The organism is Streptomyces sp. NPDC058701, from assembly GCF_042715295.1.
In the GTDB taxonomy this organism is placed as follows: domain Bacteria; phylum Actinomycetota; class Actinomycetes; order Streptomycetales; family Streptomycetaceae; genus Streptomyces.
Window position 1 is genome coordinate 98273 of sequence record NZ_JBHXSY010000008.1, and the last position, 21855, is coordinate 120127.

The window sequence follows — 21855 nt, forward strand, 5'->3', positions numbered from 1 at the left end:
TGGTCAGGCGCAATAAACAGGTGACCCCGGCGGTGCGCTAACACCCCGGGGTCCGGCACCAGGAGCTTCCACTCCCAATGCAGATCCATCGTATCCCGACGCATGAGCGGGACTTCGTGATCATCGCCAACAAGGCGATACAGGACCCGCGCATCAGCCACACGGCGCGCGGCATCCTCGCTCTCGTCCTTTCCCTGCCCAGTGGGGTCAAAGAGAACGTCCGGACTCTCTCGGACAACTACCCGCAGGGCCGATCCGCGGTGGCCAAGGCCGTCACTGAGCTGCGCGAATTCGGCTACTGGGTGACGAAGACCGCCCGCGACGACGAGTCGAACCAGATCGTCTCGTCTGTGGACGTGTACGAGCTGCCGAACCTAGCCTCTTCCCCGGTTCCCACATGCCCGGTCACCAGCCCTTCGGCCACCAGTAAGGCGGGTACGTCCCCTAACGGGGAAAAGGACTCTTCTAAGTACAGGAGAAAGAACCCTCCCAACCCTCCCGCCAAGGCCGAGCCTGCGCCGTCCGAACTGGGCGCCGGCAAGGAGAGGGAGGGCGAGAGCCTGAAAGACAGCAAGCAGGAGACCGAGGCCGCACGCCTCCTTCGGCGCTTTGCCGCGATCGACCCCCGGCTCAAGCTCAACGAGCGCCAGGTCGGTGCGCTGGTGCCGTCCCTCGCTGACTGGCTGGACCGTGGAGCCACCATCGCCGAGATCACCGACGCAGTGACGCAGGGGCTTCCTAGGAAGGTCTACAGCGCGAAGAAGCTGATCGAGGACCGCCTCGACCGCAAGCGGCCCGAGCGCAAGCGCCAGTGGCGCAAGTACACCGACTGCGCCACAGACGGCTGTGGCCGTCTCCTGCCTGCTGGCCAGGACTCCGGCATCTGCGGCGTCTGCTCGGGCGTCGAGCTGAGCGACTTCGCCCGCGAGCTGATCGCCGCATCGCAGACCGGTGCCGACCTGACCCAGCCGGAAGAGAACGGCTTCGTCGCGAACTACCGCGACCGTGCCGCCGAGGCCCGCGCAGCCATGGTGCAGCCGTCCCGCGCCTGACGGCCCCCTCGAACTTTCTCCAATTTCGCACTGCCTCTGAAAGGCACAGCCATGTCTTCGTCTGCCCGTATGCCCCGGTACGCCTACGTCGTGGGCGGCCTCGTCCTCGCCGTCGCCCTGGCCATGTCTGCCCCCGGCGAGTACCAGCTCGCCCGCACCGCAGGCTGGAACGAATGGGTCGCCGCCGGTATGCCGGTCTGCATGTCCGTGTACGCCGTCGTCGCGGTCTGGTTCACCGAGAGCCGGGCCAAGGGGGAAAAGGGCCGAGGGTCGGCGATAGCGGGTGCCGTGGGAGCCCTCGGTATGACCCTTGCCGGGCAGGTCGTCGCCCACTGGATTTCGGCGGGGTACATGACCTCCTCGAAGGAGCTGGTCGCCGCCGTCTCCGCCGTCCCTGCGATCGTCGCCGGACACGTCGCCCACATGGTCATCCGCGCCGCGAAGCCGGTGCCGGCGGAAGCCGCGCAGGCCGTCGAGGGCCAGGAGCACGACGAGCACCAGGACCAGGAGGCCAAGCCGGTTCAGCCGACCCTCGACGGCGGGGAGCCCCTGGTCGACGAGGTTGCCAAGGCTCGCGCGCGGCGGCGTCCCGGCCGTCCGACTGCCAGCCTCGACGAGATCAGGGACGCCGTTAAGGCCCTGGCGGCTAAGGGCCAGGAGGTCAACGGCCCGAACCTGGCGAAGCTGATGGGCCGTGACCGGCGTACCGGCAGCCGCTACCTCCAGAGGCTTGAGTCCCCCTCCATGTGACAACTTCGACCCGCGCCCCCTCCATGAGCGACAATCAACATATACAGAGTCACGCAGCGCGAGGGGGCGCCGAAATGGAACTAACGATCACCGTGCGCCTATGCGACCAGTGCAAGAGCAAGGACCGCGCCACAACCCGGTACACCCTTGCCCTCACGGGTGCTGAGCCCCGCGACCGCGACCTGTGCGACGAAGACGCCGCGCCTCTGAGAGACCTCTTCGGCGATGACCTTGCCGCCCAGGGACCTCCGGAGCTGGCCCCTCTCGAACGCGCGGAGGCGGCCATCTTCGCGGCGGCTCGGGACGTGAAGGCCGAAGTGCCCGGACAGCAGTCGCCGCCGGCAGCGAAGGCGAAGGCGAAGAAGGCTGCCGAGAGCGGCAGGCCCGCCCGGCCCTCGGGACGCCGCTCCCGAACTCCCGTCATGACGATGGATGAGATCGAAGCCAGCAAGGCCGCAAAGGCTGCCGAGTCCTGAGACGACGAAAACGCCCCCCTGCCAGCCCGTGAGGACCGGCAGGGGGGCGTGGCTTCACTCGGTGGGTTCGGAGTCCGGGGACTCGACCAGGCCGAGGGCGGTTGCGATCTGGACGATGACGGCCACCTCCGGCTTGTCGGCGTAGACGATGGCGCAGACGCTCACGATCACGCCGAGCGCGGCCAGGAACGCCCCGGCCCGCGAGCGGTAGCGGACGGGCAGCAGGGACAGGAGGCCGGGCGGCTTCGAGCCGGGCATAAGCATCTTGCTCATCGGTGGCCCGCCTGCTTCTGAAGTGCGACGAAGCCCTTAGGCCCGATCCGCGGGTCGTACAGGCCGCTGCGGTAGGCGGGGTTTCGGTCGTGGAAGCGGGCCACTGCCCGCTGAGTCTCAGGCCCGTAGAGGCTGGTCACGGCCCCGTTGATCGGACCGTAACCGGCCTTGATGAGAAGCCGCTGAAGGTCGCGCACCTGGGCGTGCTCGGCACCGGGCTTCACCGCCGGGTTCAGCGCGACGATCTGCGATGCGGGCTGCGGTGCCGGCGGCTGCGGCTTCGGAGCCTTGTCCTTCCATGCCGGGTCGGCCGACTTGATCCCCTCGGCGAAGGCCGGATAGCCGTACCCGTACACGTAGGCATCGGTACGACGGTGCTTCTTCTCGTACACGCCGTCGCCCTCGGGCGAACCGTTGCCGTTGGTGTTGCCCTCGATCGTGTAGACGTACGTGTCGTCGTAGTCGTAGACGAGGCCGGTGTGCGTCCCGCCGTTCTTGCCGAAGAACACCTGCGCACCGACCGCCGGATAGGCAGAGAACTGCTTGCGCTGCTTGAACCAGCTCACGCCGGTCAGGCACGACGCGGTACGCGGGTAGAGGGCGGCGACCCCGGCCTTCAGCGCGCACCAGGAGACGAAGGTCGCGCACCACGCCTGGAAGTCGCTCCACTCCAGGCCGGGGGTCTCGTTGCTGTACTTCTGGTCGTTGTTCCAGTGGCCGGACTTCCGGCCCTCCTGGTAGCCCTTCTCGGCACGTGCGATGCCGAGGATCTTCTGAGCCTGAGTGCTCACGGTGGGTCCTCCTTCGAGACATGCGAAAGGCCCCGTCCGGTGGGGACAGGGCCTGGGGGTGTGGGTCGTCTTACGTGGTGGGGGCAGAGGTCGAGATGTGAGTGTCGAGGCGCTCCGACACGGCGAGGCGTTCGATGCGCTCATGGGACAGATCGGCGCGCAGATCGCGGATGTCCCGGCTGTGTCGAACCTGTCCCTCAAGGACTCGATCGAGTCCCGCGATCACCTTGTCCACGTCGTCCCGCAGGTTCGTGCTGTGAGTGTTGGAGACCTGATCGCGGGCTTCCTGCGCGTGCTCACGCACCTCCGCAATGGCTGTCCCCTGGCGTCGCACCAGTTCGACCAGGACACCGACCAAAGCCGCGGTGACCATTCCGCCGGCGGAGACGATGGCCACCTGAACGGCCGGGTCGAAATTCATCGGGACATGTCCCTGACGAGCTGCTCCAGACGTTCGATGCGCTCTGCCTGGTCTTGGACGACGGACAGAAGCGCGACGCCGATCAGGTCATAGCGCACGCTGTCGATCTGGCCCTCTTCGTCGCGGATGACGATCTCGGGAAGTGTCTCCTCGACCTCTTCGGCGATCAGGCCGAACTCGTCCCGACGCCCCTCGACGGTCTCGCCCTCGTCGTTCACGGTGGGCTTGCGGTCGTAGACGCGGGGGCGCAGGGACAGAACCGCATCGGGGTCGATGTCGATGTCCCGGATGTTCTCCTTGTAGCGCCGTGCGCTGGTGTTGCGGCAGAAGTTGTGGTTGCCGTCGACCCACACCGCGTACCAGGTGGAGCCTGTAGCGGTGTAGGAGTGCGGACGGTCCGAGCCGTTGGCGCGGTGGATTGTGTCCCCGGACCCCAGGTAGCCGGAGTGGGAGTGGGAGCTCGGCGCGAAGGTCGACGGCTTCGAGGTGATGCTGTCCCAGGAGTGCGAGTGAGAACTTGGGGCGAAGGTCGAGGGGACACCCGTTAGCTGCGACCAGGCGTGGCCGTGCGCGCTCGGGGCAAAACTCGTGGGCTTGGCCGTGACCTGGCTCCAGTCGTGCGTGTGCGCAGTCGGGGTCATGGTCGATGGCCGGTCGCTGATCTGGGACCAGGTGTGCGTGTGGGTGGACGGCGTGAAAGTGGTGGGCTTGCCGGACAGGTTGGCCCAGTCCACTGTCGAGAGCAGGGGGGCCCAGGCGGAGCCGGTCCAGTATTCCCACGAGTCGGTGGAGTTGTTGAAGCCGAGCTGTCCCAGTCGCGGGGACGTGGGGCGGGTGGCAGTGATCCACGCGCCGACGCGGTGTCCCACAAAGGGGCGGGTCGCGGTGATGTCCCCGGACGTGATCGAGGTGACGCTCGCCGCGACCGTCACCGAAGCCAGGGCCATCTCGTAGATCCCGGTGTCCGTCTGCGTCAGGGCCGGGGGAGTGGTCGAGCCCGCGGTGCCGGCCTTCACGGCGAGGGTGATCGAGTTGGTTGCCGGGTCCAGCTTCAGGACAACGCGGTCGACGCGGACCTGAGTGCTTGCCGCTGCGATGGTCACGTTCTCTGTGGCCGTCGACTGCACCATGTGTCCCCGCACGAAGGCGAGGCCGGACCCCACGGTGAGCGTCATGCCGGTCGAGGCGCTCACGGAGAATCCAGACGCACCGAGAGAGGTGACGACACCTGAGTCCTGGAACTCGCGGAACATCTGGGAGAACTGGGTCTCCGTGACGGCCTGGCCGTCGAAGGGGTAGGAGGTGATTGCCAAAGGGGGAAGCTCCTTAGAGTGCCGCGCCCGCATCCTCGACGACGAGCGTCGACAGCGCACCCGGCAGGTACCGGACCATGCCGTACGTCGCTGCGGCGCGGCGGGTGTTGAGCGTGACGCCGACCGCGATCGGTCCGGCCGGGGGGTTGTTGATGTAGCAGCTGATGTCAAGGCCGGTCGACGTGTTCGAGTCGTCGTCGAAGGTCGTGCTGAATGCGTCGCCGACGAGCGTGCTTGAAGTCGTCACGGTGGTGCCTGCGGCCCATCGGACGGTTGTGTACGCACCCTGCTTCGCGTAACGGACGGTGGCGTTGTCGCCCGTGCCGTCTGTGTCGATGGCCGCGATCCTGAGCACGACCTTGTAGCAGCGGCCCGCCTCGGCCGTGAACTGCTGGGTGTAGATCACGGCGGCCGTGTCGCCGATGTACGCCGAGGTGGCGAGGTTCTGGATCGAGACGGCGCCCTTCGCAGCCTTCTCGTTGTGCGCCGACGTTCGCCATGCCGTCCAGCCCGCAGCGTCGTTGCCCGAACGGGTCCACTCCTCGGTGACCGTGGGACTCAGCCGAAGCCATGTCTGGTGGGCGAAGGTGGAACCCACGGGGTGAACGGTGCGCAGGACGCCGTACTTGCCGCCCGAGCCGAACGCCCAGCCGCCGGCAATCGCCTGCGTCTCGTTCATGGTGAGCGTCGACACCCCGAAGGGATACGCGCTCGGCAGGGAGGCGGAGGTGAAATCCGCCGCAACGAGCTGGTTGTCGAAGCCGACTTGCCGCCAGGCGCTCCAGCCGGATGACCTGTTTCCGCCGCGTACCCACTCTTCATGCGTCGTCGCGGCGGCGTGCACCCGACTCCATGTCTGGTAGGCGTCTCCGTTCGCCTGGCGGCGGGTGGTGATGAAGCCGTACTTGCCGCCGAAGTCCCAGCCGCCAGCGGTGGCGTCCGCTGCCGTGAGGTACATGACGGTTGCGCGCTCGGGGTAGTCGTCCGGGACGCTGGCCTGAGTAAGCGTGCCTGCCGGCAGTTCTCGAGCCCCGGCAGGGCTGGCTTCTGCCGTCCGTTCAAGCGAGGAGACGCGAGACTCCAGTTCCTTCGCCGCTTTCGCCTCTGCCATCGCAGGGTTGAGCGGGGTCGGATCGCCCAGCGTCGCGCCGAGGCGGTAGCCGTCCGAGTCGATTTTCAGGACCATGCCTGTGACTACGGCAGTCATCTCCGATGTGCCCACGATGACGGACACCCTGTCGCCGAGGAACCAGTCGCGCCCGAAGTCGAGTGCGCTGTCCTCCATCGGTACGGCCTGAGCCGCGGTGACTGTCATGCCGCCCTCGGCAAGGGCTTCGGTGCCCTTCTGCGTCAGCTCGGCCGTGTCCGTGGAAGAGCGCTCGTCGATGAACGTCTCGATCCTGCGACCCCAGTCCGACTCGGAGGCAATCGAGTCTGCGTTGTCGACAGGGACGAACAGCCGGTTCGACCCGTCGCCGTCACCACCGACGATGACCCGGGTCTTCTGTGGAGTCGACACCGAGACTCGCTGACCGGCCAGCGTGTTGTTCACGACGCCGAGCCGGGCTTCCTTTGTACGGTCCTGCACCGCGTACGTCTCGAAGACGAGATCCGCACCGCGCTGCACCACGCGGAAGCCGAGGTTGGCAGACTCGGCGAGTTCCTTGCACAGCTCGCCGAGCTGCTGGAAGCGAGCCGCCTTGGCGACAGTCGCACCCCGTGCGCCGTTCGTGCCCATGATGAGACGGGCACGGCGTCGGTTGGCGGGGGCCGACGGTCCGCAGTTCACGGAGACGTAGGCGTGCATGAGGGACTCGGCCGGACCGCTGCGCTCGTCGTAGGCGAAGTTCTGGCTGGCCGCGTTCCCGTTGGAGGGATCGGGCCAGGCCAGCATGTCCGACAGGATGATCGTGTCGTCTACGCCCTCGACCTTCAGCGTGCCGAGCGGGTCCGTTGCCGTGGCAGCGTTCTCCGTCTTGGTCACTGGCCCCGAGAACAGAACGTCGCTGGGGCCGGTGACGATGATGCCGGCACCCGGCGTCGCGAGGACGGAGGCGAGGGGGTGCTCGGCGTTGATGCTGAGCTTCCACGTGCCAACGTTGTTGTGTACGTCCTCGGCTTCCAGCGTGAGGAGATCAGCAGGGATGGCGCCGACGCGGGTCAGGGTCTTGTCGCGTACCTCGACGAGCAGATCCTCTTGACGCACTAGATCACCACCCACTTCCGGGGACGCCAGGAGCACACGATCCGCGAGGCGGAGGTGGTGTTCAGGAGAGAGGCCGTAACCGTCGAGGTTCCCGGCGGCACAGACCAGAAGCTAGGAGCGGGCGCGAGGTACCGGTACCAGTTCGCTCCAGTCACGTCGTCAAGAACGATGCCGGTGCCCATGTCGATGATCAGCTTCTTGCCAGCGACAACCGTTCCCGTCCAGTGCAGAACTTCGCCCTTGGGGCTGATTGCCTTGAAGTTGTCGCCAGGCCCGGTCACCTCCCAGACGGGGTACGCCGGCACGTCGCCTTCGTTGGAGAACTGCACGTCGCCCATCGCCTGTGACGATGCGAGGGGCATCGACGACATCGACGAAAGGAACGGGGCGGCCGTGGCCCCGCCGATCGAGACCGTCTGCGCCGCCTCCGCCAGGAAGTAGGGGGAGGGGGCCCGGAGCGTGATGACGGTCTGCACGTCCCGTTCGCCCGAGCCGGGGTCAATGTCGCCTCCGCCGGTCCACTGGACGGGGGTGGACCAGCGTGCGCCTTCGGCGTCGATGTAGGTCAGGGTGCAATCCGCGGCGAGTACCCGCGCGAGGCGGTTTACCAGCTCGGCGAGGTGCACCCTGTCCCGCCCCACGATGTCGAGGGGGATGTCTATGTCACGGGGGAGGACGCGCCGCCCACGATAGGCGGCGCCGTCCCCCGCGCCTTCAAGCCACTGAACGGAGAGCTGGGGCAGGCCCAGGCCGGTTATCCCGGCGAGGGCCTGGAACCCCAGCCCGTTCTTCTCGAACCCATCCAGGTCCAGCCTGTCTGCGGCCGAAGCCAGTTCGAGCTTCACCAGCCGACCATCCTTGCCCGCGAGGCAGCCGCGAACAGCTCCTCCTCGGACGAGAGGGAGCCGCTTGCCGAGCCCGCGTAGTAGTTCAAGACCTTCGTCACGGACCGGCCGGACTCGGCCGCCGCCAGGCCGCCAGAGACAGCGGCCGTGACCTCGCGAGACGCCCCCGAGGTCGCGCTCGAAGCGAGCGCGTTGGTGGCACGTTCGACGCGGCCCCGCTCGTCCTGGACGCCCAGGCCGAAGCCCTTGCCGACGAACGAGCCGAGCTTCCGGAACAGGCGCGAGGGCGAGTGGATGTCGAGGGCCTGCTTGATCGCCTTGACCATCGCGTCAGCGATGCGGAGCATCGCCTTCTCGATCGCGCCTTGCTGCGCCTCAAGGCCCTTGACCAGGCCCTCGGCTGCCTTGACCCCGGCGTCGTACATGTAGTGCGACGCGGTGGACCCGGCCTTGCCGGCGTACTTCTCCAACTCCTTCTGCAAGGCGTTGATCTCAGCGACACCGGACGCGCCCGCGTTGGCGATGGCCTCGGCCGCAGCGAGCCCGGCCTCGGGGCCAGCCGTTGCGATCTGGTCGAAGCTCTCGGTGTTGAGGCCGAGCGTCTTGAGCTTCTTCAGCACGTCGGCGAATCGCTTCGCCTGCTCCACCGCGTTCTTCAGCTCCGACGAGATCCCGTTGAAGGACGTGTCCTTGATCTTCGTGACATCGCCCGTGCTGATGACCTTGTCCGCGACCGACTGCGCGTACCGGCTGGCGTCCTCGCGGAGCTTGTCGAGCTTGTCCCGCGCAGCTTCCAGCCGCTTCGATCCGGCCTCCCACTGGGCGGCCAACTTCAGAAGAGCGGTCCGGTCCTTGTTGATCCGGTCCTTCAGGCCCTTCGAAGCGTTCTTCGGGATCTTCGCAGTCAGCTCGTTGAGGGACTGCTTCACCTTGTCGTACTGAGATTCAAGGCCCTTGATCAGACCCTGAATGATGAGCTTGCCAGCGTCGTAAAGGAGAACGGCATCCTTGGGAGCCGGACCCTTCCAGTCCTTGATCTTGCTCGTCAGGTCGCCAAGTGTGCTCTTGACGGAGCCGATCATGCTCTTGAGTCCATCGATCAGACCCGTGATGATTTTCCGGCCCGCGTCCATGAGTAGAGACTTTGCGTCGCCGAATATCTGCTTGACGTTCTGCGGGATGTCCTTGACGAACTTAACGCAGTCATCGATCTTCGTTTTGAAGACCGTCTTCACTGCTTCCCAGAGAATGCCCGCGTCGGACTTGATGCCCTTCCAGGTATCCGAGAAGAACTTAACGATCGCGCGAAGGGCAGCGCCAGGCGCTTCCTTCAGGGCAGTCATGAAAGCCGAGAAGTTCGTCCTGATGGAGCTCCACAGACCTGTGGCAAATGTCTTGATGCTGTTCCAGACGTTATCCCACAGGGATTTCACGCCCATCAGGATCTTCTTTCCGACACCGAGAATTCCGATGTTCAGGAAAATCATGAACAGACCCTTGACGACATCCCAAAGGCCGGACAGGAACGACTTGATTCCGTTCCAGACCTGCCGCAAGCCCTTGTCGAACATGCTCCAGTCGCCCGTGATCGAACCGACGAAGATGCCGATGATCACCTTGAAGTAGCCGACGATCATGTCCCAGACGCCCTTGAATACGTTCCAGAGGCCGGTGAACACGTCGGCAACGCCGTTGATCGCTCCGACCAGGGAGCCGAGGAGAATGCCAGCGATGAACTCAATGGCAGGCGCCAAGATCGGCATCAGGAAATTCACGATTGCGAGGAGTGCCTGAAGGAATGGCTGAATGGCCTCCATGACAGCAGAGAAGGCTTCCGAGATCAGAGGCAGGTATTCGGCGGCCAGCGATTGCACCACTGGAATCAGCGGGAGAATTGCGGCCGTCAAAATCTGCATCAGAATTTCGATGACCGGCTGAAGTGCCGCCGACATTACAGCGAGCGCTGCCGAAATTAGCGGGATAATCGGAGCGAGTCCAGCGACAAGTGCCTCGATAAGTGGCGCACAAGCTTCGACCACCGTCATGATCAACGGAGCGAGCGCGGCGACTATCCCCATTAGACCTTCGCCGAGCAAACCGATAAGGGGCTCGATCGCTGGTGCCAGCATAATGAAAGCCTGGGAAAGCGGCGTCAGAACGGCAGCGACCAGAGGGCCCAGCATTGCCAGGAAAGAGCCGACCAGGGTAAGAATTACGCCAAAAGCCTGGCCGAGGGGGGCCATGGCGGGAGCCAAGGCGTTTACCGCGACCTGAATTCCATCGAAAAGCGCGTAGACACCGGCGAACACTTCCGGCTGGTTAAGCCCGGCGGCTACGGCGCCCATGGCCGTGCCGAGGATCGTGCCGACCTGCGGGAGGATTTCCGTCAGCAGGCCGACGAACTGCCCGAAGAAAGCTTTCACCTCGCCGCCGCCCTGCGCCGCCATGTTGGACATGGCCTCGTGGGCTGCGGTGAACAGGCCGACCATCTTCGCCTGCACGCCACTGCTGTCGATCGCCTCGTGAACCCCGGCGAGGGTCTGGCGGATCATGCCGAGGGTGGAGCCGCCAGCTTCGGTGGCCGCCCGGGAGATGCCGGCGAAGATGCCGCCCGTCTCCATCAGGATTCCGCCGAGGTCTTTGAGCGCCTGTATGCCCGCGTCGATCTCCTCGCGGAGCCCGGACTCGCCCTTCTGGTTCAGCCAGTTAGACGCCTTCGTGGAGACATCCACGAACCACTGCGCGAGCTGGGGGAGGTAGCCCGCGCCGACCTCGCCTAGAACCTTGATGATGTTGGCGAAAGCGCCCGTGCCAGTGGTGGCGATGTCGATCGACTTGGAGAGGTCGTCGAACATGCCGCCCAGGGCCGGGGCCAAGGACGACTTGAGCGAGTCGGCGAAGCCGCCGAAGAACTGGCCGAGCTGCGTGGAGGTCTTCCCGAACCCTGCCGTCAGCTCGGGCAGGAGCGTGTCTATCAGTTCCCGGATCGGGGTCTTCGCGTGCTTCCAGAAGTTCTCGCTGATCAGATTCTGGAGCTGCGAGAGCTGCCCCTTGACCTGCGGCAAGACCTTGTTGAAATCCTTGAAGGCGGCGACGGTGGCGGCTATGCCGATCGCCATGCCGCCCAGAATTCCCGGCAGGGCAAGGGAAGTTGCGCCGATCTGAGCCAGGCTCGCCGACATCGTGAAGAGGTTGGAAGCCGCGGTGATGCCCCAGCCCGCGAGGCCCGCCATCGCCGTCGCCAGGGTGCCGATGATCGGCGCCGACTTGTCCAAGTTCCGGACCATGTTGCCCAGGCGCTCGAACATGTCGCCCAGGACGCGGGCACCGGAGAGAGCTTGCAGCATCGCCGCAGCGGTGGCCGCAGCCGACAGCTTGACGCGCGGGATCAGGTCGACGAAGCGGTCCCGTGTGAGGACCGCCATGTGCGCGATTGTGGCCAGGACGCCCGTCCGCGACAGCTCGGGCTCGATCTCGGCCTTGAGGCCGTCGATGCGGTCCTGAAGGTCGTCGATGTCCCGCTTGACCTTCTGCGCGGCAAGGGCGTCCAGCTCGGGCGTGATCTGTGACCGCAGGGTCCGCATCTGCTCGAAGGCCGCTTCGAGCTGCCGCTTCACCTGCGCGACCTTCTGCTCGTCGAGCTTCGGTCGGATCTGGATGGCGTCGAGCTGGTCTTGGATTTCGCCGGCAGCCTGCAGAGCTGCCGCGCGGGACTCCGCGACGAGGTTCCCCTTCGCCTCTTCCAGGGAGTCGCGGTCGAGCTTGACCTTCAGCTCGGTTTCGGCGAGGCGCTGCAACTCGCGGTCGATGGCTGCGACAGCGGCCTTGACCGAGGACTCGCTCTCCTGGTCGACCTGGAGCTTGACGTGCCCGATCTCGTCGAGGCGCTCCTCGAACAAGTCGATCGCCGCGTTCAGCGACCCCTCGTTGAGGTCGATCTCGATGTCCGTCTCACCGATCGCGACGAGCGCGGCCTTAACCCGCCCGATAGCCGCCAGAACGGAGCCCTGGTTGTCGAGGTTCACGCCGAGGCGCAGATCGGACAGCTCGGCCTGCGCCTGGCGCTGGGTCCTGCGGGCTTCCTGTACGACCTGGCGGCCGGTGGCGGAGAAGGTGATCCGGTGCTGGTTCGCGCGGGACTGGTACTCGCGTACCGCCCTCGTCACCTCGCCGGACATCCCGGCCAGGTCGAGCTTCGTGTAGAAGCGGATCTTGCGGGTGTCGGTCTTCTTGTTGTCGGCGTTGATGGCCCGTACGGCTTCGAGGACATCCTTGCGGGCACCGGTTGCATCAGCCTTTGTGCGAATGGTGATCGCTAGATCGTTCTCGATCTTTTCGAGCTTCTTCTTCAGGTCTTCTTTGAAGCCGGACGTATCCGGCATGACCTTGACCGCAACGCGGCCGACAATCTGAACATCCGACACCGGCTTACCTCCGCTGGAAGTGCTTGTAAATCTCCGCGACGGAGCGCGGCTTCTTGGCCTTTTTCTTCTCGGCCTTCTTCGCCTGCGGTCTCGGGTACTGCGGGATTTTCGGGGCCTTGCCCTTGCCCCACTGGCCGGTGGCGCGGGTGTTTTGATTAATTGAGTCGAAGAGGTCAGCCGACAAATGCCGGTCCTGACCCCAGCCGAAATGCTCACGGCCGCCAGACGCGAGGGCGACGGTAAGGCAGGTATCGGGAAGCCTCTGCACGAGCAGAAGGACGAGAGCGGGAGAAGGGCCCCGGCCTGCGATCACCTCGGACAGGTCAATGCCGAAGTGGAAAAGCAGGTCCGGGTAAAGGCCCTCTCCGTATTCGTCGATCAGCCCTGCGAGGCCGAGGCTTCCCCCACCTGAGTGCTCTCGCCGTAGTGGCCGAAGATTTCCGCGAGGATCGCGAGGTCGCCGTCCACCTCGTTAAGGAGGTTCTGTGCCGCCTTCTCGGACGCGGCGATGGTAAGGATGGCCTCCGACAGAAGCTCAGCCTGGTCGGATTCCTCCTTGCCCATCTGCTCCTGAAGGGACATCAGTACATCGCGCCGGGCCTTGGGCAGGCGCAGCGGGTTGAGGAGCCGTACCGTGTCGTCGCCGACCTGAATATCAGTGCTGCCGTACTTGCGCTCCGCGGCGGCACGGATGTCGTCAAGAGAGAAAGAAGCCATGGGGTTTGCGGACCTCCAGAAAGAAAATGGGAAAGGGGAGCGGACCGAGAGGGAGAAGCCCGGCGCGGGCGGGTCCGCAATACGCCCGCGCCGGGAGTCAGGGGGATCAGGTGGCGGTGCCGGCGGCCCAGACCGTGGTGTTCCAGTACGCCTTCGAGCCGTCGCCGAGGTTCACGTGCTGACCTGTGGTCCACTTCGTCGTCGGAGTCGCGATCACACCGGCCAGCGCGGCCAGGTTGGCCGGGACGACAGCGCCCTCCGGAGTGAAGGAGCCCGGAGTTCCGGCAGTCGCGCCGGTCGCCAGAACCCCGCCCAGGGGCGTGATCGCGTACGTCCAGGTGTTGTTTCCGTGGACCATGGGCTTGACGCCGATCGGTAGTCCGGCGAGAGACTCTGTGTCCGAGATCGCCATATCGTCAGCCCGGTAGACTTCCGCGCGAGGAGCGTAGAAAGCGAAATGATTGTCGCCGTCCACGAATACCGCGAGGAATGCAGACTGAGTCGGCTCCGGGTTGGTCGGGACACCAACGGAACCGTCAGGCAGAATTGGAGCGTTGGAACCGAAATACAGCTTCAGGCCAGCAGTATCAAACTGCTGCAAAGTGAACGTCATCGTTTCGGTCCGCGCGCTGTACTTCGTGCGGAGGCTCTTGTTCTGGAGGCTTCCAATTGTGGTCGCCTCACCGCCCTCGGAAGTAATGCCGAAGATGTCTTCGAGGGAGGTGTGACCGACGTTCTGCCACGGACTGAGTGGCGTCAGAAGGTCCGCCGGCATGGTCGTGCCGACAGGGGCCGTCAGGTAATTGCCACTACCTACAACGAGGGTGGCCAGGTCATTGATCGCCAAGAGGGCTGCATCCTTACTCGCGCATGCAAAAGGCCCGGCACCCCGCGAATGGGGTCCGGGCCTTGCGTGTTGGGAACTGTCAGGGGGTGTACGGGCGAGTCCGCGGCTTGCGGATCTGCACGTCGTAGATCGACTCGTAACGCCATACGCCCGTAGGGAGGTCGGCGTACTGGACCGGGCCGGTAGCCGTCGCCCAGTCGGTCGCTCGTCTCGGCGCGGAATTCAGATCCACGCGGATGATGTGGCCCCGGCGGGGATAGACCTTTTGATTCAGCCAGGCATTCCGCAGAACGACGCGCACGGCCTCGGAGAGGATCGCGGCATCTTCGTCGCCATTGGGGTCCGGAACGAAACAGTTGATGACGACGCGGGCCGCATCTGTGAAGCGGGTGTCGCCCTGCCATTCACCCCACGTCGGGTCGCGCCGGACCAGGACGAGAGGGAACTCCTCGTGAAGGTCAACCAGCGACTTCACCCGGACTCCGGGGAGGCCCTCGCGAAGTACGGCGAGAAGGAGATCCTCAACCGGTGAGAGCTCTGCCATGGCCTTGATGTGGTCGGGGAGTCCTGCCATCAGTCGAGGTGCACCTTCCCCTTCCTCTTCTTGGGGAGGTTCGCAGCGCGGGCCAGGATGAACAGGCCGTCAGCCGCCGGGATGATGTCGAGGTAGGTCTGACCGTTCTTGTCCTTGCGAACGATGAACTGCTCAGCACGGCCGTACTCGATCGACAGGGCGGCCTTCTTGCCTCGCTCGTCGTCGAGAACCACGTACTTGTCGACATCGCCGTCCACCACGTCGATGGTGGCGTGGCCTTCCTGGCGGTGCTGGAGAAGCAGGGCCTCGGCCCGTGCCGCAATCTCGAACCGTGCCTCGTCGAGCGCGTCCTGCACGCCGGGCAGGGTGGCAATGTACTTCTCCAGCTTGAGTCGGCCCACCTTGTCTTCGATCTTCGCCATCAGGGCCGCTCCCTTATGTCGATGCTCCAGTGACGGGTCCGGCGGGAACCGTGGTGGTAGGCGGGCGGCGTCGCGATGTCCCACATGCGGCCCTGGTACTCGACGCGGGACCACAGGGTGACGCCCTCGACATGGGCGTCCACGATCATGCGAGTGACGTTGATCTGCTGCTGGCCGGGAACCTCGGCCTTGCCGCTGCGCTGGGGGATGAAGGCGGCCTTGACGGTGACGGGGTTGCTCTCGTCCACGGCGATGACCGTGTTGCCGCGCCGGTCGACGGTCTCGGTTGTCCGCCACACGCGCGCGGTCTGGCCTCGTCTCCGTTGCACACTCACCAGGGGCCCTCGTTCCCAAACAGGGGGAAGGGCGAGGCGGGGGAGTAGTCGACGGGTACGAGCCCGCTGCTGTCTGCCCGCTGCGGCTTCGTGCCCCAGGCGGAGACGACCACGCTGGTGATGCCGCGCTTGCGGCCGGCAAGCTCTTCCAGGAGCCGGATCTCCTCGCGCGTGAAGTAGACGCTGCCCGCGTCGCGGCCATGGGCGTCTGACCAGGCGAGCGTCTCGTCCCCGGCCCGGCTCTGCGTGTAGCCGTTCGGATTGCGCAGGTACCTTGCCGCGGCCTTCATGACCAGCGTTCGGACGAGGCGGGGCGGGGTGGCCTCGGGCCAGTCGCGGCCATAGGTAGCCGCAAGGTCGGAAGCGTCTTCGAGCGCCCCTTCCGCGATGCGCAGCTCGTCTGCGTCCAGATCCCAGTCGAGACGGGCCTTCAGTTCGTCGAGGGTGGCGTATGCCAATAGGGCCTCCAAAGGGCATGTCAGCACGGAGGCCTAAGCACCTCTTGCTTGCTTCTGGCCTGCCGGTACGCTCGCGTCATGACGATTGAGAAGGGGCGAGCCAGCGACGTGGTTCGCGACCAGTACGCGTCAGGCGATGCATGGGTCATCGTCGTGAGCGGCGACTTGGATATGGACAGCGCAGGCCCGCTTGCTGAAGCCTTGGAATCGGCGGGGCGGGGACTGGTGATTCTCGACCTGAGCGAGGTCCGCTTCGCGGACTCGACCGCCCTTAATCTGCTTCTGCGCTTCCGTCGCCTCGTCGACCTGCAACTCGTCCAGCCGTCGGAAATTGTCTCCCGGCTGCTCACGCTCACTGGCGCGGACGCCCTCTTCGTGATTCACGACACCCTGAGCGCGGCACTCGCAGCACCGCGCTCAGGGGCCGTCGAGCATGATTAGGCGTTGGCCGGGTCGGTCTCCGCCTTCATGCCGGTCGGGGTCCACACCTTCGCGTCGGAGACGCCGGTGATCGTGGCCAGCTCGGACGCGGCAACCGGGTAATCGGACTTGCCGTCGAGCGTGAGCTTGATGCCGCGCACGAAGTGCTCCTGAGTGGAGACGATCTCCTTCTGGTTGACCTTGTCCCAGCCCACCAGCACGTCAGGGACGCTCCGGAAACCGGCGTAGGTGTTCACGACGGAGCGGTCCTGCATGTAGAGCGGGTCGTAGTCGCGGACCCACCGCAGGGCGATCGACTCGAAGGAGGTGGTCGCGCCGTACGGAACCGACTGCGGCACAGACGGGGCACCGGAGAGGAAGATGAAGCCGGACGAAGTGAAGGCGTAGGCCGCGTCTGCCGGGATGGTCTGGTCGACGACGATGTTGAAGCCGAAGCGCTGGCCGATCGAGGCGGTACGGAGCGCGGTCTCGGCCTCGGAGTCACCGACGTTCTGCGCCAGGTTCAGCTTCTCGTCGCTCAGGAGAGCCGACTCGAACTCGGTACCGACCAGGAGGTAGCGGCCTTCCTTCGGGGCGTGGAAGGCGTTGAGCACGCGGCGGGCCTCGATGAGGGCGCCGCGAAGGGCCTGACCGGCGTTGCCGATGGTGACGTTGTACGCCTGGCTGGTCAGCATGTTGACCGCTCGGCGCTGGAGGCCGCGAGCGATGGCCTTGGACTGCGGGCGCAGGAGCTTCGACCAGTTGTCGATGTCGAAGTCGTTCTGCTCATCGGTCAGCTTGACGGCCGAGTAAACGTTTCCGCCGAAGGTCACAGCGAGGGTCCGCTCCGCGTACTCGTCGAAGACGATCGGGCTGGAGCGGTCGTTACGCCACGCGTAGTCGTGGAACGGCAGGATGCCTTCGACCTTCATGGAAATGGTGTCGTTCTCGGCGCCCTTGAACTGGTCGACGCCCTGCTTGGTGAACAGGTTGGGAATGAGAAGCTCCTGCTCCAGCATTCCGACAGCCGCGTTCACGAGCTTCTGGGGCTTGACTACCTGGTGCTGTGCGGTGGGCAAGGGTGCTACCTCCGGGGGCATGAAAAAACCCCCGGCTGGTCAGCACGGGGGTTGAGTAAGGGGGGTCATCGGGGGCGCTAGAAGCGCCTGGTGCGCCGCGCGAGCTTGCGCGGGTCCATCTCTCCGTCGTCCTCGTCGGACGGGTCCAGCCCACCACCGAGGGCAGGCGGGGTCACCGGGGTGATGAGCGACTGAAGTGCCTTGGCGTCGGCTTCCAGTTCCTCGGGGGTCGCGCCGCGCAGCCGTCCGGCCAGAGCCTCGGGCAGGTCGAACTTGCGAGCCACGGTGGCGACGACGAGCGAGTGTTCCAGCTCGGCGTTCTTGGCCTTCACGTCAGCAAGGGCGGCCTCGAAATCCTGCGGGCTCTTGGCGCCGGACAGCTTCGTCTCGGCGTCTCGCAGTCGCGTGCGGTAGCCAGCGGCCTCGCCTCGGACCTTGGCCAGCTCCTTGCGGGCCCAGTCGGGCAGCGCCTCTTCCTCGCTGGTGGACTCGGCGCCGGCACCGCCCTTGTCGTCCGGCTTCTCGCCGGGCGGGGCTGCCTCGCCAGCAGGCGGGGCGGGCGGATTCTCGGCCGTGGCCTCGGGCTTCTCTTCGGGCACTTCACGCCTCCGGGGTCGTGTCAGTGGGGGGCCGCGCCTCCTGGGCTGCGGCTCTGTGCTGCTTGCGGATGAACCGGCGCCAGACGGTGATCGCGTCCTTGCCGGTGTGGCCCTTCGTGACCTGTGGCCACAGGGCCTCGTACTGCCGCGAAAGGGCGGTCAGCTCGCTCGACTGGTACTGATCCCGGTTCCAGACCGGCATCGCGTAGCAGTTGCAGTTGTCGTGGTAGCGGTCGCCGTCGTTGAACGTCGCGGACTCGCGGCTCTTGTAGACCGGGCCACGGCTGATCAACATGGCGCACCAGCCGCACGGGGTACCCGTGCGCGACAGGCGCACATAGCCGAGGGCGCGCCGGTCGCGGCGCATGTGCGCCCAGTTCGATGACCGGCCGCCGTTCATTGCGACACGGGCTGCGGCTGCGGCCTGCTGGGAACCCGCCTGGCGGTGGGCGTCGTCGGGGTCGGCGTCCTCGACGGTCAGGCGACGGTCGAGGTTCGCGGGGCCGAGGGCCTCAAGCACGATCCGAAGCTCGGCCTCGGCCGCACGCTCGATCCGCTCCTCTTCTTCGCGAAGCCCTTCCAGCTCCTCGACGAGGATGCGGTCCCAGTCGGGCTCGTCCTCCTGGTCGTCGCTGTCGGGACCGGGATCGTTGCTGGGCGCCTGGCCCGGCTCGTCCTCGCGGTCTTCCTCGACGACCGGAGCGGGCGAGGCTTCCCCGTTCTCGACGGTCGCGGCCTCACCCACCGGTTCAGCCGGCGGGCGGTAGGAGCCCGCCAGTTCCGCGAACTCCCGCCGAAGGTCGGCCAGCGTCACGTACGTGGGCTCGGGGTGATAGGGGTCAGCCGTCGTCTTGCCGGTCTGGAGCGCCCGCGCGAGCCTGTAGTAGGCCCGTGCGAGATCACGTGACTGGCGTCGCCGCCCCATGACGAGCGTGATGGCCCGGCGCAGCCAGGAGCCCGCCGTAGCCGCTCGCCTGTCGATCGGAACATCTGCCCACAGGGCCATCGCCTCAGCTGTGGTCTTCGCTCCGACCTGGGTCAGCGCGACATGGAAGGCGGCCGAGACCTCGTCCGTCTCGGCCTGCCTCTTCGTGCGCGTCACGCTGCCGCCGGAAGCGATTCCGCGGCGACCGGTTCAGCGGTTGCCCGCGTCAGCGCGGAAGCGAGCTGACCGACGGAGTCTTCCTCCTCGGCAAGCTCGTCCCACTCGTCCAGCTCGGTCTGAGTGACCTGCGGGACACGCTTCCACAACCCCTTCGCGGGAATGCCGAGCTGCTCGCGCAGCTTGCCCAGCGCGTCAGCGGCCTGCGCAAGGGAGCGCTGCTCCATGTCGCGCCACAGGACTTCGCCCGTGAAGTCGTCAGCCGCCGGCAGCTCTTCGAGTTCGGCTGCCAGCCTGAACACCCTCTCCCACGCTTCGCCGAACAGGGTTCTGAACTCCTGGATCTTGCGGCTGAGCGCGGTCTCGGCGGCCTGAAGGGCCTCGGCCGAAAGGTTGGCTATCTGACCCAGCAAATGATGAGGGGGTACCTGCGCGCACGCACTGAGGTGCCGGATGCTCATGTCGATGCTCTCGATGAACCCCGACAGGGGGGTTTCGTCGAGGCTTCCGAAGCGAACGTCCGGGTCCTCCGCGAACAAGAATCGTTTCGCGTTGTGGTTGATCGGCAGGGGGATCGCGTTGCCCTGGGCGTCGTAGACGATCTCGCCCGTCTCCGGGTCACGCTGGACTGGCGGAGCCATGCCCGTAGCCGTCCTGACCTTCACCGAGGCGTAGGTCTGGGCGACGAGGAGATCGAACACGGTTTGATTGATCCGGTTTTGCAGCGGGATCATCGGCTCGACCACACCGACCGTTCGGCCTTCGAGGTCGACCGACGCGGCGAATCTCGTGACCGGGCATTCCGAGGCGCCGTGGCGCTTGCCCTTGCCGACACGGACGCCGTCTTCGTCGTCCAGCGCCTTGAACGTGACCGCGTACTCGAAGTGGCTGTCCCACATGCGGGCCCGACCGGGCTTGTCACCCGAGGGCCAGGCCGTCACGGTCACCGCGGAGTGCGGGGTGTCATCGTTCGCAGGGTCCTCGTACAGCGCGGCTGTACGGAGCGCACTCAGGCCCTTCGTGAGGACGAGGCCCTTCACGCGCTCAGTCAGGGTGAAGGCGTGCCCGTACGTCAGCGCACCCTTGTAGACGGCCGACTGCCGTGCGTCGAGGCGGGACCGCTGCCAGTGCCGCCACTGCGGAGAAGCGAGGTCCGTCGCCGCGCCCTGGCCCTCGTCGTCACCCGCGCGGTAACCGTCCACATAGAGGGCTTGCGCTGGTGTGTTGACCAGGAGCGGGGTCCAGTTCGAGACGGCCCTCTTCGCGAGGAGCCGGTACTCGTCGTCCGCCATCGCCGGCATGTACGGATCGTCGTGCCGCCCGTGAAGGTAGTCGTCGATCCGGGTCAGCCGGTCCTTGTCCCTGCTGAGGATGGCGAGGAGCTGCACCGCAAGGGCGGCAGGCGTCGGGTCGGCCATGGTCTCACCACCCTTGGGTCAATGTTTACACTGCTACAGGAAGAAGCCCCGGCCGGTCCGCTTACGGACCCGCTTGCCTCGGGCTCGGAGATCGAAGAGGGCCTCGTGCGCGAGCATCAACGCCGCGTAGAGGTCGACCTTCTTGGGGGACTCGCGCGACTCCTTGCCGAAGCTCACGCCGAAGTTGTTCGTCCGGCGCCTGGCGTTCAGCACGTGCCGACGCAACTTGCGGTCGCCGTCGTGAGCGAGCTTGCGGTCGAAGATCGAGCGCATGAGGCGTTCGTTCGCGAGGGTCGACGCCTTCAGGCTGGTCCTCATGTCCCAGCCGATCGCGTCCTTGCCCGGGGCTTTCACGGCCAGGCCCTCGCCGTACGCCTCGGACCACTCGCTGATGTAGCTCTCCCAGAGAGCCACGTCGGCGTACATGCCCTGCACTTCGAACGCGGCGAATGCCTCGTGGACGGCAGAGTCGACCTGCGCGCGGGGGACTTCCCAGTCCTTCCCGGCCGGGCCGTCCGGTTTCTCCCACAGGCCCAGCACGAAGGCGCACATGTCGCTGACGCGAAGCGCCACCAACGCTGTGCTGTCGTCGCGGAGGCCGCCATCGAATCCGATGGTGATCTCGTCGCCGGCAACGAGCTGCTTGTCGTCGTCCCGCAGGACATCCCACTCGGCCGGGCCGAACAGGGCGTCCTCGGACGCGACGATCTGGTTCAGCCACATACGCCGCGAGCGGCTCGGCGCGATCGTCGTGTCGAGGATCGACTGAAGGATCGTCTCGACGCGCAGCCAGACCGCGTCACCGCGGATCTTCGGCAGGACGATGCGAATCGCCTCAGGCGTCAGGGGAGTTGCCGGGTGCGCCTCGATGCTGTCGTACATGAAGCCGATGTCAGCCGCGCGGCCTTCGAGGATCTTCTCGTACGCCTCGCGCATCTTCTCGGCGACGGAGTCTTCGCCGGGAAGGTAGGCGTTCGTGATCGCCAGATACCGCGAGTCCTTCTTCGTCGCATTACCGTCGATCGTCTCGTACATGCGGTCGCCCGAGTTGCCCTGCACCCAGTGATGCGTCTCGTTCAGCACGGTGAAGGTGACTCGGCCACCTTCGAGGGCGCGGAACGAGCTGGTGACCGCTTCGAGTCTTTGCCTGCCACCGTTCGCACGGATCAGCTCGGCGCCCGCCTTGATGCCGTACGTCTCGATCATCTTGTTCGAGATCAAGGACGGCATCAAAGTCATCGTGTTACGGGTCTGGTCGCGGCTGACGGCCGCGATCTGCACCCACGCCTGGGGGTGCGGGGCGCCGACAGGTTGCCCGCTCTCCCAGTGGGAGAAGCGGGACGGGCCGACGAACTCAACCAAGCTGATGACG

The 21855-nt window shown here is 66.0% G+C and carries 23 protein-coding genes; 4 read left to right on the plus strand and 19 right to left on the minus strand.

Going from position 1 to position 21855, the window contains the following annotated elements:
• The first annotated feature begins 77 nt into the window (after positions 1-77).
• The 3 genes from ACFWW8_RS11245 to ACFWW8_RS11255 all read left to right on the plus strand — a co-directional run bounded on the left by ACFWW8_RS11245 (position 78) and on the right by ACFWW8_RS11255 (position 2278).
• Positions 78-1052 carry a hypothetical protein gene (locus tag ACFWW8_RS11245; RefSeq protein ID WP_386526672.1) on the plus strand — a complete coding sequence of 325 codons (975 nt, stop codon included), beginning with the start codon at positions 78-80 and terminating at the stop codon, positions 1050-1052.
• Positions 1053-1103: 51 nt separating this feature from the next.
• Positions 1104-1802, plus strand: a complete 699-nt coding sequence (locus ACFWW8_RS11250; RefSeq protein WP_386526674.1) for a hypothetical protein — start codon at positions 1104-1106, stop codon at positions 1800-1802.
• A 74-nt stretch (positions 1803-1876) separates the two neighbouring features.
• On the plus strand, positions 1877-2278 hold the full coding sequence (locus ACFWW8_RS11255) for a hypothetical protein (protein ID WP_386526677.1): 402 nt from the start codon (positions 1877-1879) through the stop codon (positions 2276-2278).
• Positions 2279-2332: 54 nt separating this feature from the next.
• Here ACFWW8_RS11255 and ACFWW8_RS11260 read toward each other — a convergent pair whose 3' ends face one another.
• From ACFWW8_RS11260 to ACFWW8_RS11325, 14 genes are all read right to left on the minus strand, one after another.
• Complete coding sequence (locus tag ACFWW8_RS11260) at positions 2333-2551, minus strand: hypothetical protein (protein WP_386526679.1); 219 nt, start codon at positions 2549-2551, stop codon at positions 2333-2335.
• Positions 2548-3342, minus strand: coding sequence for a CHAP domain-containing protein (locus tag ACFWW8_RS11265; protein WP_386526682.1), 795 nt, complete (start codon positions 3340-3342; stop codon positions 2548-2550). The genes ACFWW8_RS11260 and ACFWW8_RS11265 overlap by 4 nt, the downstream gene beginning before the upstream one ends.
• Before the next feature lie 70 nt (positions 3343-3412).
• Positions 3413-3763 carry a DUF2746 domain-containing protein gene (locus ACFWW8_RS11270; protein ID WP_386526685.1) on the minus strand — a complete coding sequence of 117 codons (351 nt, stop codon included), beginning with the start codon at positions 3761-3763 and terminating at the stop codon, positions 3413-3415.
• The gene (locus ACFWW8_RS11275; protein WP_386526687.1) at positions 3760-5076 is read right to left on the minus strand and encodes a tail fiber domain-containing protein; all 1317 of its coding nucleotides are present in this window, start codon (positions 5074-5076) and stop codon (positions 3760-3762) included. Before ACFWW8_RS11275 ends, ACFWW8_RS11270 begins: the two co-directional genes overlap by 4 nt.
• A 13-nt stretch (positions 5077-5089) precedes the next feature.
• A complete protein-coding gene (locus ACFWW8_RS11280; RefSeq protein ID WP_386526690.1) occupies positions 5090-7282 on the minus strand; it encodes a siphovirus ReqiPepy6 Gp37-like family protein in 2193 nt (730 codons plus the stop codon).
• On the minus strand, positions 7282-8127 hold the full coding sequence (locus ACFWW8_RS11285; RefSeq protein ID WP_386526693.1) for a phage tail family protein: 846 nt from the start codon (positions 8125-8127) through the stop codon (positions 7282-7284). The genes ACFWW8_RS11280 and ACFWW8_RS11285 overlap by 1 nt, the downstream gene beginning before the upstream one ends.
• Positions 8124-12551: a hypothetical protein gene (locus ACFWW8_RS11290; protein ID WP_386526696.1), complete on the minus strand. Its 4428-nt coding sequence runs from the start codon at positions 12549-12551 to the stop codon at positions 8124-8126. Before ACFWW8_RS11290 ends, ACFWW8_RS11285 begins: the two co-directional genes overlap by 4 nt.
• Before the next feature lie 4 nt (positions 12552-12555).
• On the minus strand, positions 12556-12819 hold the full coding sequence (locus tag ACFWW8_RS11295; RefSeq protein WP_267843440.1) for a hypothetical protein: 264 nt from the start codon (positions 12817-12819) through the stop codon (positions 12556-12558).
• Positions 12820-12929: 110 nt separating this feature from the next.
• Positions 12930-13268: a phage tail assembly protein gene (locus ACFWW8_RS11300; protein ID WP_215147546.1), complete on the minus strand. Its 339-nt coding sequence runs from the start codon at positions 13266-13268 to the stop codon at positions 12930-12932.
• 106 nt (positions 13269-13374) lie between these two features.
• Entirely contained in the window at positions 13375-14115 is a 741-nt protein-coding gene (locus tag ACFWW8_RS11305) for a hypothetical protein (RefSeq protein WP_386526701.1), read from the minus strand.
• 79 nt (positions 14116-14194) lie between these two features.
• On the minus strand, positions 14195-14689 hold the full coding sequence (locus tag ACFWW8_RS11310; RefSeq protein ID WP_215147542.1) for a hypothetical protein: 495 nt from the start codon (positions 14687-14689) through the stop codon (positions 14195-14197).
• Positions 14689-15072, minus strand: coding sequence for a DUF5403 family protein (locus tag ACFWW8_RS11315; RefSeq protein ID WP_386526704.1), 384 nt, complete (start codon positions 15070-15072; stop codon positions 14689-14691). Before ACFWW8_RS11315 ends, ACFWW8_RS11310 begins: the two co-directional genes overlap by 1 nt.
• Positions 15072-15371 carry a phage head-tail adapter protein gene (locus ACFWW8_RS11320; protein WP_269288086.1) on the minus strand — a complete coding sequence of 100 codons (300 nt, stop codon included), beginning with the start codon at positions 15369-15371 and terminating at the stop codon, positions 15072-15074. The genes ACFWW8_RS11315 and ACFWW8_RS11320 overlap by 1 nt, the downstream gene beginning before the upstream one ends.
• Positions 15372-15403: 32 nt before the next feature.
• Positions 15404-15865 (minus strand): hypothetical protein, encoded by a 462-nt coding sequence (locus ACFWW8_RS11325; protein WP_386526707.1) that lies wholly within the window; start codon positions 15863-15865, stop codon positions 15404-15406.
• 78 nt (positions 15866-15943) lie between these two features.
• On the opposite strand from ACFWW8_RS11325, the gene ACFWW8_RS11330 reads away from it, so the two are divergent.
• On the plus strand, positions 15944-16306 hold the full coding sequence (locus tag ACFWW8_RS11330; protein ID WP_386526710.1) for an STAS domain-containing protein: 363 nt from the start codon (positions 15944-15946) through the stop codon (positions 16304-16306).
• Here ACFWW8_RS11330 and ACFWW8_RS11335 read toward each other — a convergent pair.
• From ACFWW8_RS11335 to ACFWW8_RS11355, 5 genes are all read right to left on the minus strand, one after another.
• Positions 16303-17364, minus strand: a complete 1062-nt coding sequence (locus ACFWW8_RS11335) for a hypothetical protein (RefSeq protein WP_386526713.1) — start codon at positions 17362-17364, stop codon at positions 16303-16305. The genes ACFWW8_RS11330 and ACFWW8_RS11335 overlap by 4 nt on opposite strands.
• A 77-nt stretch (positions 17365-17441) precedes the next feature.
• A complete protein-coding gene (locus tag ACFWW8_RS11340; RefSeq protein WP_386526715.1) occupies positions 17442-17963 on the minus strand; it encodes a hypothetical protein in 522 nt (173 codons plus the stop codon).
• A gap of 1 nt (position 17964) precedes the next feature.
• Positions 17965-19065: a hypothetical protein gene (locus tag ACFWW8_RS11345; RefSeq protein ID WP_386526717.1), complete on the minus strand. Its 1101-nt coding sequence runs from the start codon at positions 19063-19065 to the stop codon at positions 17965-17967.
• On the minus strand, positions 19062-20483 hold the full coding sequence (locus ACFWW8_RS11350; protein ID WP_267843432.1) for a phage portal protein: 1422 nt from the start codon (positions 20481-20483) through the stop codon (positions 19062-19064). The genes ACFWW8_RS11345 and ACFWW8_RS11350 overlap by 4 nt, the downstream gene beginning before the upstream one ends.
• Positions 20484-20516: 33 nt before the next feature.
• Positions 20517-21845 carry a terminase gene (locus ACFWW8_RS11355; protein ID WP_386526720.1) on the minus strand — a complete coding sequence of 443 codons (1329 nt, stop codon included), beginning with the start codon at positions 21843-21845 and terminating at the stop codon, positions 20517-20519.
• Between the last annotated feature and the right edge of the window lie 10 nt (positions 21846-21855).

Excerpts from the sequence above, each read along its gene's own strand:
- ACFWW8_RS11245 (WP_386526672.1), top strand. The coding sequence starts at position 78 with ATGCAGATCCATCGTATCCCGACGCATGAGCGGGACTTCGTGATCATC.
- ACFWW8_RS11250 (WP_386526674.1), top strand. The coding sequence starts at position 1,104 with ATGTCTTCGTCTGCCCGTATGCCCCGGTACGCCTACGTCGTGGGCGGC.
- ACFWW8_RS11255 (WP_386526677.1), top strand. The coding sequence starts at position 1,877 with ATGGAACTAACGATCACCGTGCGCCTATGCGACCAGTGCAAGAGCAAG.
- ACFWW8_RS11260 (WP_386526679.1), bottom strand. The coding sequence starts at position 2,551 with ATGAGCAAGATGCTTATGCCCGGCTCGAAGCCGCCCGGCCTCCTGTCC.
- ACFWW8_RS11270 (WP_386526685.1), bottom strand. The coding sequence starts at position 3,763 with ATGAATTTCGACCCGGCCGTTCAGGTGGCCATCGTCTCCGCCGGCGGA.
- ACFWW8_RS11300 (WP_215147546.1), bottom strand. The coding sequence starts at position 13,268 with ATGGCTTCTTTCTCTCTTGACGACATCCGTGCCGCCGCGGAGCGCAAG.
- ACFWW8_RS11310 (WP_215147542.1), bottom strand. The coding sequence starts at position 14,689 with ATGGCAGGACTCCCCGACCACATCAAGGCCATGGCAGAGCTCTCACCG.
- ACFWW8_RS11315 (WP_386526704.1), bottom strand. The coding sequence starts at position 15,072 with ATGGCGAAGATCGAAGACAAGGTGGGCCGACTCAAGCTGGAGAAGTAC.
- ACFWW8_RS11330 (WP_386526710.1), top strand. The coding sequence starts at position 15,944 with ATGACGATTGAGAAGGGGCGAGCCAGCGACGTGGTTCGCGACCAGTAC.
- ACFWW8_RS11350 (WP_267843432.1), bottom strand. The coding sequence starts at position 20,483 with ATGGCCGACCCGACGCCTGCCGCCCTTGCGGTGCAGCTCCTCGCCATC.